This is a genomic window from Variovorax sp. Soil_C_17 (assembly GCF_057657265.1).
Map to the genome: position 1 here is coordinate 19,838 of NZ_JBDGIT010000016.1, position 12,547 is coordinate 32,384.

At 65.1% G+C, this 12,547-nt stretch carries 14 protein-coding genes and 1 pseudogene; 14 read left to right on the forward strand and 1 reads right to left on the reverse strand.

The genetic code is table 11. The annotated features are described in order from the left end of the window. Positions 1–95 precede the first annotated feature (95 nt). From AC3A6Y_RS32650 to AC3A6Y_RS32685, 8 genes and pseudogenes are all read left to right on the forward strand, one after another. Complete coding sequence (locus tag AC3A6Y_RS32650; protein ID WP_487872371.1) at positions 96–926, forward strand: ABC transporter ATP-binding protein; 831 nt, start codon at positions 96–98, stop codon at positions 924–926. After that, a complete protein-coding gene (locus AC3A6Y_RS32655) occupies positions 923–1,714 on the forward strand; it encodes an ABC transporter ATP-binding protein (protein ID WP_487872372.1) in 792 nt (263 codons plus the stop codon). The genes AC3A6Y_RS32650 and AC3A6Y_RS32655 overlap by 4 nt, the downstream gene beginning before the upstream one ends. After that, on the forward strand, positions 1,707–2,180 hold the full coding sequence (locus tag AC3A6Y_RS32660; RefSeq protein ID WP_487872373.1) for an AMP-binding protein: 474 nt from the start codon (positions 1,707–1,709) through the stop codon (positions 2,178–2,180). The genes AC3A6Y_RS32655 and AC3A6Y_RS32660 overlap by 8 nt, the downstream gene beginning before the upstream one ends. Further along, positions 2,065–2,982 (forward strand): annotated as a pseudogene (locus AC3A6Y_RS32665) (AMP-binding protein); the annotation flags it as partial. The gene AC3A6Y_RS32660 and the pseudogene AC3A6Y_RS32665, both read left to right, overlap by 116 nt. Next, complete coding sequence (locus tag AC3A6Y_RS32670; protein WP_487872415.1) at positions 2,965–3,570, forward strand: hypothetical protein; 606 nt, start codon at positions 2,965–2,967, stop codon at positions 3,568–3,570. The pseudogene AC3A6Y_RS32665 and the gene AC3A6Y_RS32670, both read left to right, overlap by 18 nt. After that, positions 3,567–4,439 carry a branched-chain amino acid ABC transporter permease gene (locus tag AC3A6Y_RS32675; RefSeq protein WP_487872374.1) on the forward strand — a complete coding sequence of 291 codons (873 nt, stop codon included), beginning with the start codon at positions 3,567–3,569 and terminating at the stop codon, positions 4,437–4,439. The genes AC3A6Y_RS32670 and AC3A6Y_RS32675 overlap by 4 nt, the downstream gene beginning before the upstream one ends. Continuing rightward, positions 4,439–5,485 (forward strand): branched-chain amino acid ABC transporter permease, encoded by a 1,047-nt coding sequence (locus AC3A6Y_RS32680; protein WP_487872375.1) that lies wholly within the window; start codon positions 4,439–4,441, stop codon positions 5,483–5,485. Before AC3A6Y_RS32675 ends, AC3A6Y_RS32680 begins: the two co-directional genes overlap by 1 nt. A gap of 51 nt (positions 5,486–5,536) precedes the next feature. Then, positions 5,537–6,697 carry an ABC transporter substrate-binding protein gene (locus AC3A6Y_RS32685; protein WP_487872376.1) on the forward strand — a complete coding sequence of 387 codons (1,161 nt, stop codon included), beginning with the start codon at positions 5,537–5,539 and terminating at the stop codon, positions 6,695–6,697. A gap of 34 nt (positions 6,698–6,731) precedes the next feature. On the opposite strand, the gene AC3A6Y_RS32690 is transcribed toward AC3A6Y_RS32685, so the two are convergent. Further along, entirely contained in the window at positions 6,732–7,325 is a 594-nt protein-coding gene (locus tag AC3A6Y_RS32690; protein ID WP_487872377.1) for a TetR/AcrR family transcriptional regulator, read from the reverse strand. A 141-nt stretch (positions 7,326–7,466) separates the two neighbouring features. Here AC3A6Y_RS32690 and AC3A6Y_RS32695 point away from each other — a divergent pair, with 141 nt between their 5' ends. From AC3A6Y_RS32695 to AC3A6Y_RS32720, 6 genes are all read left to right on the forward strand, one after another. Continuing rightward, positions 7,467–8,630: an acyl-CoA dehydrogenase family protein gene (locus AC3A6Y_RS32695; RefSeq protein ID WP_487872378.1), complete on the forward strand. Its 1,164-nt coding sequence runs from the start codon at positions 7,467–7,469 to the stop codon at positions 8,628–8,630. A 6-nt stretch (positions 8,631–8,636) separates the two neighbouring features. After that, positions 8,637–8,834: a hypothetical protein gene (locus tag AC3A6Y_RS32700; RefSeq protein ID WP_487872379.1), complete on the forward strand. Its 198-nt coding sequence runs from the start codon at positions 8,637–8,639 to the stop codon at positions 8,832–8,834. A 35-nt stretch (positions 8,835–8,869) separates the two neighbouring features. Continuing rightward, positions 8,870–10,042, forward strand: coding sequence for a CaiB/BaiF CoA transferase family protein (locus tag AC3A6Y_RS32705; protein WP_487872380.1), 1,173 nt, complete (start codon positions 8,870–8,872; stop codon positions 10,040–10,042). Beyond that, entirely contained in the window at positions 10,039–10,596 is a 558-nt protein-coding gene (locus tag AC3A6Y_RS32710) for a DUF2889 domain-containing protein (protein WP_487872381.1), read from the forward strand. Before AC3A6Y_RS32705 ends, AC3A6Y_RS32710 begins: the two co-directional genes overlap by 4 nt. Then, positions 10,593–11,408, forward strand: coding sequence for an enoyl-CoA hydratase-related protein (locus tag AC3A6Y_RS32715; protein WP_487872382.1), 816 nt, complete (start codon positions 10,593–10,595; stop codon positions 11,406–11,408). The genes AC3A6Y_RS32710 and AC3A6Y_RS32715 overlap by 4 nt, the downstream gene beginning before the upstream one ends. Positions 11,409–11,670: 262 nt before the next feature. Then, the gene (locus AC3A6Y_RS32720; RefSeq protein WP_487872383.1) at positions 11,671–12,546 is read left to right on the forward strand and encodes a branched-chain amino acid ABC transporter permease; all 876 of its coding nucleotides are present in this window, start codon (positions 11,671–11,673) and stop codon (positions 12,544–12,546) included. Position 12,547: the final 1 nt, after the last annotated feature.

The window sequence follows — 12,547 nt, forward strand, 5'->3', positions numbered from 1 at the left end:
CATAATTCGTTCATTGTCAGTCCGACGGGACGGTCTATAAAAGACCGTTTTCCTTTGCTCGAAGTCGGCGGCGCCGGCTACAAATTTCTCGACGTATGGTCATCACTCAACCCTCAGGCGATTCACCGAAGCCCGCGCTTGCCATCCACAACATCCAGGTGGTCTACGGCGGCGCGATCGAAGCCGTACGTGACGTGTCGCTGGAAGTTCGCCCAGGGCAGATCGTGGCCTTGCTGGGCTCCAACGGCGCGGGCAAGTCCACGGTCCTCAAGGCTGTGTCAGGCGTGCTGGATGCCGAAGACGGCGAGGTCGAGAAGGGCTCGATCCTGCTGAACGGCCAGGCCATCGAAAAGGCGCTGGCGCCGGCCATCGTGCAGCAAGGCATGGTGCAAGTGCCGGAGGGGCGCCGCCTGTTCGCCACGCTGACGGTGGAAGAGAACCTGGTCGCAGGGGCGCACCTGCAGGCTGCAGCCAGCCTCGCGCGTGGACGCGACGAAGTGTTCGCTTTGTTTCCCCGGCTGGCCGATCTGCGCGGCACGGTCGCGGGTTACCTGTCCGGTGGTGAACAGCAGATGGTGGCCATCGGACGTGCGCTCATGAGTCGGCCGCGCGTGCTGGCACTCGACGAGCCTTCGCTGGGTCTGGCGCCGCTGATCGTCAGCGAGATCTTCCACAGTATCCAGAAGCTGCGTGACACCACCGGCCTGACGATCCTGCTGGTCGAGCAAAACGCCAACCGGGCCCTGGCCATCGCCGACTACGCCTACATCATGGAGAACGGTCGCATCGTGCTGGATGGCACCAGCGAGCAACTACGCCGCAACGCCGACGTGCGCGAGTTCTACCTTGGCCTGAGCTCGCGGCCCGGACGCACCAGCATGAAAGACGTCAAGCACTACAAGCGCCGCAAGAGGTGGCTGTCATGAGCACATCCGCGCAAATCCCGGTCCTGGAAGCCGTCGGCATCTCCAAGCGATTCGGCGGCGTCAAGGCCGTGAACGCAGTCCGCCTGAAGGTGATGCCGGGCGAGATCGTGAGTCTGATCGGCCCCAATGGCGCCGGCAAGACCACCACCTTCAACCTCGTCAGCGGCGTCTTGCCGCCCAGCGAGGGGCAGATCCTCTTCAAGGGGCAGGACACGGCGAAGCTCAAGTCTTCCGAGTTCGCCCGCCTGGGCATCGGCCGCACTTTTCAGAACCTGGCGCTATTCCGTCAAGGCAGCGTGATCGAAAACCTGCTGGTCGGGCGCCACATCCACTTCAACTATTCCGTGCTGGAGTCGCTCGCATTCTGGGGCCGCCCCCGGCGCGAGGAGATCGCCGCGCGCGAAAAGGTCGAACAGATCATCGAGTTTCTGGAGATCGAAGAGCTGCGCGACAAGCCGGTGAGCCAGTTGGCCTATGGCCAGCAAAAGCGCGTCGAGTTGGGCCGCGCGCTGGCCTGCGAGCCCAGCCTGTTGCTGCTCGACGAAATCGTGGCGGGCATGAACCGTGAAGAGAAAGAAGACATTGCTCGCTTCACCCTGGACATCCGCGATGAATTCGGCGTCGCGGTGCTGATGATCGAACATGACATGCAAGTGGTGATGGACCTGTCGGACCGTGTGTACGTGCTGGATTTCGGTTGCCTGATCGCACAGGGAACGCCGGCCGAAGTGGCCGCGAATCCGGCCGTCCTGGCGGCCTACCTCGGCGAGGAGGGCAGCCATGTTTGAGCACGAGCAATTGATTTGCGGCGAAGGCACGCTGCCGGCCTTGCTGCGCGCGCGAGCCCTGGAGCGCGGCGCGCAGGTGGCGCTGCGCGAGAAGGTCAACGGCATCTGGCGCACGCGCACCTGGGCCGACTACTACCGCGACGCGCGCCGCACGGCGATGGGCCTGATGAAGCTCGGCCTGCGCCGCGGCGACCGCATCATCATCGCGGCCGAAGGACTTCCGGAGTGGTTCTACGCCGACCTGGGCGCCCAGATGATCGGTGTGCAGGTGGTGGGTATCTATCCCACCAATCCCCGGGGCCGAGGTGCTGTACATCGCAGGCCACTGTCAGGCGAAGGTGGCGATCACCGGCGACCAGGAACAAACCGACAAAGTGCTCGACGCGATGGCCAGCGAAGCCGGCTTGCCGCATCTGAAGCATCTCTTTTGCGTCGACATGAAGGGCCTGCGCCGCTACGAGCCTAGCCGGCCGCACAGCTTCGCCCACCTGATGGCGCTGGGTGACCAACTCGCCGCCGAGGACGCCGTGGCGGAAAAGCGCCTGGATGCCAGCATCGACGCTCTGGTGCCGGACGACGTCAACATCTTGGTCTACACCTCGGGGACCACCGGGCCGCCCAAGGGCGCGATGCTCACGCACCGCAACTTCATCTATGGCACCTACGCCTACCGCGCGGCGCGGCAGATGCACGACCAGCCGTTCGAGTCGGTGTGCTACCTGCCGTTGTGTCACGTGGCGGAGCGCGCCTACTCCACGGTGCAGCACCTGATCTCGGGCGGTTGCGTGAACTTTGCCGAGTCCGTGGACACGGTGGCCACCAACATCCGCGAGATCGCTCCGACCTTCTTTCTTGGCGTGCCGCGCATCTGGGAGAAGCTGCAGCAGGGCTTCGAGTTCAAGATGAAGGACAGCACCCGTCTGTCTCGTTGGGTCTACCGCGTTGGCATGCAGCGAGGGCGGGTGCTGTCCGATCGTCGTGCGGTCAAGGGGCGGCTCACGGCGCTGGGTGATCGGCTGGAATTCGGCTTCTGGTACGTCGCGCTGTTTCGCAACATGCAGCGCCACATGGGATTAAACCGTACCCATACCCGCATGTGCGGCGGGGCGTCGGTGTCGCCCGAGACCCTGCGCTTCTTCGACATCATCGGCGTACCGGTTGGCCAAGGCTACGGGCTCACGGAGTCGTGCGGACTGGGGTTCGTGCAGGTGCCGGGACGCCCCTTCCTGAATGGCAGCTGCGGCCCCGCGATGCCGGGCACCGAATGGAAGCTCGGCGCCGACGGCGAGGTGTTCCTGCGCTCGCCCGGTGTGTTCAAGGGCTACCTGTTCGACGACAAGGGCACAAGCGAGATCCTGCAGGCCGATGGATGGCTCGCCTCGGGCGACATCGTGGAACTGCGCGGAGAGGACGAGGTCGCCGTGGTGGACCGCAAGAAGGCCATCATCATCACCAGCGGCGGCAAGAACATCGCGCCCTCGGAGATCGAGAACGCATTGAAGGACAGCCCGTACATCCGCGAGGCCATCGTGGTGGGGGAGGGCCGCAAGTTCCTGGGGGGACTGATCCAGATCGACTTCGACAGCGTGGGCAGGTGGGCCGCCGAGCGTGACCTGCAATACACCACGTTCAAGTCGGTGACGCTCCTGCCAGAGGTCATGGCCCTCATTCAGGGGGTGGTCGACGAGGTGAACTCGCGTTTTGCACGGGTGGAAAACATCCGCAGGTTCGTGCTCCTCGAAAAAGAGCTGGACCACGACGACGGCGAAATCACGGCCACGCAGAAGGTCCGCCGCGGCCTCATCAACAAGAAGTTCGCGCGCGAGCTCGAACAGATCTACGGGCAGGCGTCATGAGCTATTTCATCGAACTGATCGTCTCGGGCTTGGCGATCGGCGCCATCTACGGTCTGGTCGCCATGGGTTTCGCGGTGATCTACAAGGCCACCGGCATCGTCAACTTCGCACAGGGCGAAATGGGCATGCTCACCGCCTACACCTCCTGGTCGATCGCCGTCACACTGGGCACCGGCGCCGTGCTGACGGTACTCGTGGCGGTGGTGGTGGGCGCTCTTCTGGGCCTGATATGCGAGCGGCTCGTCATGCGCCCCATGCTCGGCGAGTCGGTGCTGTCCGTCGTGCTGGTGACTGTGGGACTCTCCGTGATGCTGCGTTCCCTGGTGACCCTGATCTGGGGTGCCTCGCCGCAGAAGTTCGCGGTGGCGGGCGCTGACACCATCGTGCATCTGGGCGGGATCGGCATGCGCGTGAGCCAGATCGCAGTAATCGCCGTGTTGCTGCTGGCGCTGGCGGGCCTCTGGTTCTTCCTGAGCCGCAGCCGCTTCGGAGTGGCCATGCGCGCGGTGGCGGCGGACGAGAAGACGGCGCGCCTCATGGGCGTGTCCACGGCCCGCGTGCAGGCGGTGGCGTGGGCGGCAGCGTCCGGGCTTGCCGGGCTTGCGGGCGCGTTCTTCGCGGTCATCTACGGCCTGGCGCCCACCATCTTCGAACTTGGACTGAAGGCGTTTCCCGCCACGGTGCTCGGTGGCTTCGATGCCATCCTGGGCTCGGGAGTCAGCGGCCTGGTGATCGGCGTGCTGGAAAACCTCGTGGGCGGCTACCTGCCCAGCACGCTCAAGGAGATCGCCGGCTTCGTCCTGATCCTTGTGGTCCTGATGGTTCGGCCCTTCGGTCTGTTCGGCGAAAAAAGAATTGAGAGGGTCTGATGCGCAGCGGCTTCTTCAAACAAAAGTACAGCGACCTGGTGGTCCTGACGGATTCGCCTGCGGTGAAAATCTGGGTGGCGGTCTTGCTGGTCGCGCTGATCGGGGCGCCATTCGTCATAAGCCACTACGTGCTGTCGCACATGACGGTGATCCTGTTCACGATCGTGGGCGCACTGGGCTTGATGGTGCTCACCGGTTTCACCGGGCTGATCTCGCTGGGCCACGTCGGCTTTCTCATGCTCGGCGGCTACGCCTATGCGATCGGCGTCACGCGGCTGGGCCTGCCGCCCGAACTGGCGCTTGTGATGTCGGCGGTCGTGCCGGCAGCCTTCGGGTTGATCGTGGGCATTCCCTCGCTGCGACTGCATGGGCTCTACCTTGCCATCACGACGCTGGCGTTTGCGCACATCGTGAGCGCCGGCATCCTGGCGGGCGGCAAGTTCACCGGAGCTGGCAGCGGGATCGCGGTAGAGCGGCCGGTGATGCTCGGCATGGACCTGTCCAGCGACAGAGCCTTCTACTGGTTTTGCATGGCGATGTGCGTGCTGGCGGTCATGGTGGTGTTGAACCTGCGGCGCTCCTATGTAGGCCGGGCCTTGGTGGCCATTCGCGACAACGACATCGCTGCGCGCACCATGGGCATCAACCTGGTGCGCCACAAGCTGCTGGCCTTTCTCGTCAGCGCGGCGCTCACAGGCGTGGCCGGGGCGCTGATGGGCATGTACATGAGCATCGTCTCGGTGGAGGGCTACCCCTTCCTGCTGAGCATCGAAGCGCTGGCGGTGATCATCGTCGGCGGCATCGGCTCCGTGCTCGGAGCGGTGCTGGGCGCCATTTTCATCGTCAGCATGCCCGAGGTGTTCTCGGCGCTGATGGCCAGCCTCGGCGGTCGCCTGGCTGAGCTGATGACGACCAGTGCGCACGAGATCAAGACCATTCTCTATGGCCTGGCCATCGTCGCCTTCCTGCGCTTCGATCCGCGCGGCCTGCGCGGCATGTGGCACGACCTGCGCCATGCGTGGGTGTTCTGGCCGCTGCGCTACTGAATCGTGCGAGTTTTCTCAACGGCTGATTGCCACAACTATCAGGAGACATCCATGAAGCACAAACTCTTGCGGCTTGCTGCCGCCAGCCTGCTGGCCGCCGGCGTCGCCGCGCCTGCCTTGGCGCAGCAGCAGGGCATGACGGACAACGAGATCATCATCGGCGACATCCTGCCGCTGACCGGTCCGCCCGCCATGTTGGGCGTCGCACACAATCTGGGCGTGAAGGTCGCAGTCGCCGAGGCCAATGCCAACGGCGGCATCCATGGTCGCAAGCTGCGCCTGGTCTCCGAGGACGACGGCTATGTGCCTTCGCGCACGATCCAGGGCGTTCGCAAGCTCCTGAACAGCGACAAGGTTTTCGCGTTCACCTCGATCTCTGGCACGGCCCAGGCCCAGGCCGCGATGTCACTCTTCAAGCAGGCCGGCGTTCCCGCCATGGCACCCATCACCACCTACGAAGGGCTCTACAAGCCGACCATCAAGAACGTGTTCGCCGTGGGCTACGACATGCGCGAAGCGGTCTACGGCCTGGTGGTCCAGATGGCGGAGCGCTACCCCGGCAAGAAATGGGCACTGATCTCGCAGGACGACGATTACGGCGAGAACGTGCGCGACGGGTTCGAGCGTGCGGCCAAGGAGAAGAAGCTGGAGGTGGTTTCCAGCCAGATCTTCAAGAAGGGCCAGTCGGACTTCTCGTCGGAGATCCTCAAGGTCAAGCAGGCCGGCGCCGAAGCGTTGATGGCGGGCGGTGTGCTTGGCGAGAACGTCACCATGGTCAAGGAGCTCGAGCGCATCGGTCACAAGATACCGGTGGGCGTGACCTACGTTTCGCGCGTGCCCGCCAGCGCCAAGATGATGGGGTCGGCCGGTGAAAACGTATACACGGTGGACTACGTCTACCTGGAGAGTTCTCCGGAGGCAAAGGGCTTCATGGAGAAGCTGGACCGGCATCTTTCCGCGGAGGAGCGCACGCGCGTGAACCGCTACTCTTTCACCGGCTACGCGGCGGCGCGTGCGCTGTTCACGGCGATGGAGCGATGCGGCAAGGGGCTGACCTGGGACTGCACCAATGCTGAACTTGCAAAGATCAGCAAGCTGGAAACGGGTGCCATGACGCCGATCAGCTTCTCGGCGACAAACCATCTGGCCGCGCCCAAGCTGTTCCTGCTCAAGGCCGATCCGGCCACCTCGACCTATAAGCTGGTGCAGTGAGAACCGGCAGGGCGCGGCGAGCGCCCCCGTCATCTCAACCCTTCTCTGCCAGGAAGCCGTTGAGAAACAGGCGTGCCATGCGGTCGCACAGTTCCTGGGGTTTCACCGGACCGGTGGACGTATACCAGAAGTCGGTCCAGTTGAGCATGCCCACCAGCATCATGGTGTAGGGCTTGTAGAGGTTGTCGGCCAGATGGGGGTTCAACTCCCGCAACAGGCCCGCAATGAGATCGGCCAGCTGGCGCTGCAGCACAATGAGCGGCGCCTGCTTTGCCTTGGGAAGAAACTTCACATCGCTCATCGCGACCATGTGACGGCGGCGCGACTGCACCGACTTCTGCATGTAGGCCTGGACCAGCCGTTGCATGCGCTCGCCCGGCTTGCCCTTGCCGCTCAGCGCTTCCTCCAGCGCTGCGATCAGCCGCTGCAGATGCTCCTGCAGCATCGCAAACAGCAGATCGTCCTTCGCCGGGAAGTAGTGGTAGAGCATCGACTTGGTCGCTCCGCATGCCTTGGCCACATCCTGCATCTTGGCCGCGGGGTAACCCTCCTTGGCAAAAAGGGCGGCAGCGCAGTCCATGATGGCCTGGCTCTTGGATTCATAGTCGTCTGAACGTACGCGGGGCATGCGGTCCTCCTTGGGGCGGGAAGTGTAGCAAGCGCTGCTTGCACAGAGTCAGCTACGTCATTAAAATAAACCGACGCGCCGGTCTATTAAATTGTTCGGCATGCCCGTTCTTCGAACTGAATCCCTCACGCATCCATCCCTATGACCGAATTCGAATTTCTGGAACCTGACCTCCTCGACGAAGACCTGCGCATGGTGCGCGAACAGGTGCGCCGTTTTGTTCGCGAACGCATCGTTCCCTGCGCCGATGCCTGGGAAGCTTCAGGCGAGATCCCGCGCGAGCTGTTCCGCGGTCTGGGCCAGCTCGGATTCCTCGGGATGCGCCACCCCGTCGAGTACGGCGGTGGCGGCATGGGCCCGTTGGCTTCCGTCGTCCTCGGGGAGGAACTGGCACGTTCGGGCTACGGTGGTGTGGCGTCGGCCCTCACGGTGCACAGCGACATGTCCATCGGCCACATCGCGCATCGCGGCACGCACGAGCAGAAGCTGAAGTACCTGCCCGCGGCCTGCGCGGGCGAGAAGGTCGGCGCCGTATGCGTCACGGAGCCGAACGCAGGCTCGGACGTCGCCGGCCTCAAGACGCGCGCGCAGCGCATGCCTGACGGCGGCTGGGTTCTCAACGGTTCCAAGACCTTCATCACCAACGGCGTATATGGAGACATCTTCATCGTGGCGGCTCGCACCGATTCCGATGCGAAGGGCAGCCGCGGCATCTCGCTGTTCATCGTCGAGAAAGGGAACCCGGGCCTGAAGGTCGCGCGCCAGTTCGACAAGCATGGCTGGCGTTCGTCCGACACTGCGGAGCTGTTCTTCGACGACATGAAGCTCGCGCCCGATGCGCTGCTGGGCGAGGAAGGCAAGGGCTTCTACTACATCATGAGCACGTTTCAGAACGAACGCCTGGTGGTGGGGGCACTGGCCTCGGGCACCTGCACCCGGGCCATCGAACTGACGGTCGACTACATGCGCCAGCGCCAGGCATTCGGCAAGACGCTGTGGGACCAGCAGGTGGTGCGAAACAAGCTTTCCTGGGTCGCGTCCAAGGCGGCGGCGGCGCGTGCGCTCACCTACCAGTGCGCCCAGATGATCGCCGAGGGCAAGGACACGGTGCGCGAGGTGTCCATGCTCAAGGCCTTCGCGGCCGAGACCCTGCAGGAAGTTGTGCACACCTGTCTGCAGTTGCACGGCGGCACCGGCTTCATCATCGGCACGCCTGTCGAACGCATGGCGCGCGACGCCCGCATCCTGACCATCGGCGGCGGCGCCACCGAAGTGATGCTCGAAGAAGTCGCCAAGCGCATGTGAGCCGCGATGAGCGAGACGGAATTCACTCCCTACGGATGGCCCGAACCGGGTGATCGCTACCTGGCAGCCACGCAGTTCCTGGACTTCGACGCTCCTTCGGTGGCCCGGTTCGTGGGCGATACCGTCCAGGATGCGCGCATCGCAGCCGACTGGACCGGCTACTACCCGGCAACGCTGTGGCACGAGCGCCAGGCCGATGCGTGAAGCTGTTTGCCAACCCTCCCTCCGAAAGCTAGTGCATGCCCGGTCCCCTTTCTCACATTACCGTCATTGAACTGGCCGGCATCGGCCCGGGGCCGTTCGCCTGCATGATGCTGGCCGACCTGGGTGCCACGGTCGTGCGGGTCGATCGCCTGCCCGGGCCTCCTTCCAGGGGCGGACTGGAAGACCTGATGCGCAACGACAGCATCGTCGACCGCGGCCGGCGCTCGGTGTCGGTGAACATGAAGGACCCGCGCGGCGTCGAAGCGGTGCTCCGGCTGATGGAGCGCGCGGACATTCTGGTGGAAGGATTTCGCCCCGGCGTGGCGGAAAAGCTGGGCCTGGCCCCCACGGTGTGCCACGCGCGCAATCCGCGACTGATCTACGGCCGCATGACAGGTTGGGGGCAGACGGGGCCGCTGGCGCATGCGGCCGGCCACGACATCAACTACATCTCTTTGTCGGGCGCGCTGCATGCCATGGGCCAGGCCGATCGCGCCCCCGTGCCGCCGCTGAACCTCGTGGGCGACTATGGCGGCGGCGGCATGCTGCTGGTCGTGGGCGTGCTGGCTGCGCTGGCCGAGGCGCAACGCTCGGGCAAGGGACAGGTGGTCGATGCCGCCATGACCGACGGCGCGGCGCTGCTGATGGCTGCGCAGTATGGGCTCATGACCAAAGGCTTTTGGCAAGACCGGCGGGAAATCAATTTCCTGGACGGTGCGGCACATTTCTACGGCACCTATGAGTGCGCGGATGGCCGCTACGTGTCGATCGGCGCCATCGAGCCGCAGTTCTACAGCCAACTGCTAGCGCTGTGCGGCATCGACGATCCGCAGTTCCGGCAGCAATGGGCGCAAGGGGAATGGCCTGCGTTGCGCCGCAAGCTCGATGCCGTGATGCGCCAGCGCACGCGTGATGAATGGTGCGCGCTGCTGGAAGGCACCGACGCGTGCTTCGCGCCGGTGTTGTCGATGGCCGAGGCGCCCCTGCACCCGCACAACCGGGCGCGCGGAACCTTCGTCGCCCCCCAGGGCGTCAGCCAGCCCGCGCCGGCGCCGCGATTCGATCGAACGCCTTCGGGGCTTCCGCAGCCCGCACCCACGCTGGGAGCGCACACCGGGGAACTGCTCGCCCACGCAGGCTTTGCACCCAAGGACATCCGCGCGCTGCACGAGGCCGGCGTCATTCATCTGGCCGGAGCTGTCGCATGAGCCTTGCACCACGGCCCTGCGCACGAACGCCGCTGCATTCGCGCCGCATCTACTGCGAGGGTTTCCGGCGCGAAGATGGTCTCCTCGAACTGGAGGCCACGCTGATCGATACCAAGCCCATGCCGCTGCAGCTGGTGAGCCGGGTGGTCCCGGCCCAGGAGCCCATTCACCAGATGCGGGTGCGCCTGGTGCTCAACACGCAGCGCGAGATCGTGGATGCCAGCGCCTTCAGCGAACACACACCCTATCTCACGTGCTCGGGCGTGGAATCTGGCTATCGCCAGTTGATCGGCCTGCGCATCGAGCCGGGCTTCACCCAAAAGGTAAAGCGCTTGTTCCGCGGCATCGCGGGCTGTACCCACATCACGGAACTCCTGCCCCTGATGGCGAGCACCGCTTTCCAGCTGTTCTGGGCCGATGGCAGTTTTGCCGAGCAAGACGCGCGCGCCAGCGAGCAACGCCAAACGCCGCTGGGCGGTTGCCATGCCCTCCGGTTGGACGGCGAAGTCGTCCGGACCTATTTCCCCCATTTCCAAAAGACACCTTCGCCATGAATGACGCTGTGCTTTTCGATGTCCAGGACGGCATCGCCACGATGACCCTGAATGAAGGCGCTCGGCTCAATCCACTGACGCAGCCACTGCTTCAGGGGCTGCTCGGCGGACTGCGCCGCGTGCGAGAAGACCCGAACATTCGCGCCTTGCTGCTGACCGCCAACGGCCGTGGCTTTTGCGTCGGGGCGGATCTGGAGGAATTCGGCCGTCGCGTTGCTGATCCGGCCAGCGGGACGTTGAGCGACTACGTCGGCCAACTGCTGCGCGAGCAGGCCAGCCCGATCATGCTGGCGATGCGCGCACTGCCGGTGCCCGTCGTCTGCGCGATCAACGGGGTGGCAGCCGGCGGCGGCGTAGGGCTGGCCTTGTCCGGCGACATGGTGCTCGCTGCGCGCTCCGCCTATTTCTACCTGCCGTTCATGCCTTCGCTCGGGCTGGTGCCGGACATGGGCTCCAGCTGGCTGGTGCCGCGCGCCGTCAGCCCCGCACGTGCGCTGGGCCTGGCGCTGACCGGCGAGAAGCTCGATGCGCAACGGGCTGCGGAGTGGGGCTTGATCTGGGCGTGTATGGATGACGAGATCCTGCAGGGGGCGGCCCGGGCATTGGCGCTGCGCCTGGCGCGTCTGCCATCGCATGCGATCCTGGAGGCACGCGCACTCGCGTCGGCCGCCGTCCGCAACAGCCTGGAGCAGCAATTGATCCTCGAATGCGAGCGCCAGCAGGCTCTGATCGATGGCGACTCTTTTGCGGAAGGCGTGCGCGCATTCGCCGAGCGGCGTGCGCCTGTGTTTGCAGGACGCAGAAATGCGTAGAAGCCGCGGAGCGGCACGAGGCCTTCACATGCCCCGAAGCGGACCCGAAGCCCAGTGCAGTCGCACCGGGCTTTTTTCATTGCGACACCGCATGCGGGAAAGCCCCCAACGCGATGCCGCGGGGATCGTCGGATACGACGATACCTCGCGCAAGGCCTCTCCTTAATGTCCATGGTGCGCCTGAACGAAGGGCGCGGCATTCGAACAACAGGCCCCGCACGCTCCCCTGGAGCCGACGACGGGGCCCCGATGGAGACACAGCTTGCTGGTACTGCAGATCATCGTCGCGGGCATCGCACAGGGCTGTGTCTACGGCCTCATTGCCCTGGGCTTCGTGCTCATCTACAAGGCGACCGAGACCGTCAACTTCGCCCAGGGCGACCTGATGATGCTCGGGGCCTTCGCCGGCTTGGCCGGCATGAGCGTGCTGGGCTGGCCCTTCTGGCTGGCCGCGCTCGCGGCCGTCGCAGCGATGGCGCTTGCCGGCATGCTGATCGAGCGTGCGGTGATCCGCCCGGTGCTCGGCCAGCCGCAGTTCTCCATCGTGATGCTCACCTTCGGCCTGGGCTACATCGCCCGCGGCGGCGTCACCATGGTGCCGGGCATCGGCACCGACACGCATGCGCTGGCCGTGCCCTACAAGGGCAGCACGCTCGACCTGGGGGCAGTGGTGGTCGGCGGCGAGCAGACGGTGATCATCGGTGCAACCGCCGCGCTGTGCGCCAGCCTGTGGCTGCTGTTCCGCTACACGCGCGTCGGCATCGCGATGCAGGCCGCGTCGCAGAACCAGCTGGCGGCCTACTACATGGGCATCCCGGTGCAGCGCCTCAACGGCCTGGTGTGGGCGCTGGCCGCTGCCGCCGCGACGGTGGCCGGGCTGCTGCTCGCGCCCATCACCTTCGTGCACGCCAACATGGGCTTCATCGGACTCAAGGCCTTTCCGGCGGCCATCGTCGGCGGCTTCGGCAGCCTGCCGGGCGCCATCGTGGGCGGTTTGATCATCGGCGTGGTGGAGTCGCTCTCGGGCTTCTTCCTGCCCGAGGGCTTCAAGGACGTGATGCCCTACGTCGTGGTGCTGCTGATGCTGGCGATCAAGCCGACCGGGCTGTTCGGCGATCGCGCGCGCAAGAAGGTCTAGG

Coding starts and splice junctions, on each gene's coding strand:
- AC3A6Y_RS32690 (WP_487872377.1), bottom strand. CDS start 7,325: ATGCCCCGCGTACGTTCAGACGACTATGAATCCAAGAGCCAGGCCATC.
- AC3A6Y_RS32715 (WP_487872382.1), top strand. CDS start 10,593: ATGAATGACGCTGTGCTTTTCGATGTCCAGGACGGCATCGCCACGATG.
- AC3A6Y_RS32695 (WP_487872378.1), top strand. CDS start 7,467: ATGACCGAATTCGAATTTCTGGAACCTGACCTCCTCGACGAAGACCTG.
- AC3A6Y_RS32680 (WP_487872375.1), top strand. CDS start 4,439: ATGCGCAGCGGCTTCTTCAAACAAAAGTACAGCGACCTGGTGGTCCTG.
- AC3A6Y_RS32660 (WP_487872373.1), top strand. CDS start 1,707: ATGTTTGAGCACGAGCAATTGATTTGCGGCGAAGGCACGCTGCCGGCC.
- AC3A6Y_RS32650 (WP_487872371.1), top strand. CDS start 96: ATGGTCATCACTCAACCCTCAGGCGATTCACCGAAGCCCGCGCTTGCC.
- AC3A6Y_RS32655 (WP_487872372.1), top strand. CDS start 923: ATGAGCACATCCGCGCAAATCCCGGTCCTGGAAGCCGTCGGCATCTCC.
- AC3A6Y_RS32700 (WP_487872379.1), top strand. CDS start 8,637: ATGAGCGAGACGGAATTCACTCCCTACGGATGGCCCGAACCGGGTGAT.
- AC3A6Y_RS32705 (WP_487872380.1), top strand. CDS start 8,870: ATGCCCGGTCCCCTTTCTCACATTACCGTCATTGAACTGGCCGGCATC.
- AC3A6Y_RS32675 (WP_487872374.1), top strand. CDS start 3,567: ATGAGCTATTTCATCGAACTGATCGTCTCGGGCTTGGCGATCGGCGCC.
- AC3A6Y_RS32670 (WP_487872415.1), top strand. CDS start 2,965: ATGCCGGGCACCGAATGGAAGCTCGGCGCCGACGGCGAGGTGTTCCTG.
- AC3A6Y_RS32710 (WP_487872381.1), top strand. CDS start 10,039: ATGAGCCTTGCACCACGGCCCTGCGCACGAACGCCGCTGCATTCGCGC.
- AC3A6Y_RS32685 (WP_487872376.1), top strand. CDS start 5,537: ATGAAGCACAAACTCTTGCGGCTTGCTGCCGCCAGCCTGCTGGCCGCC.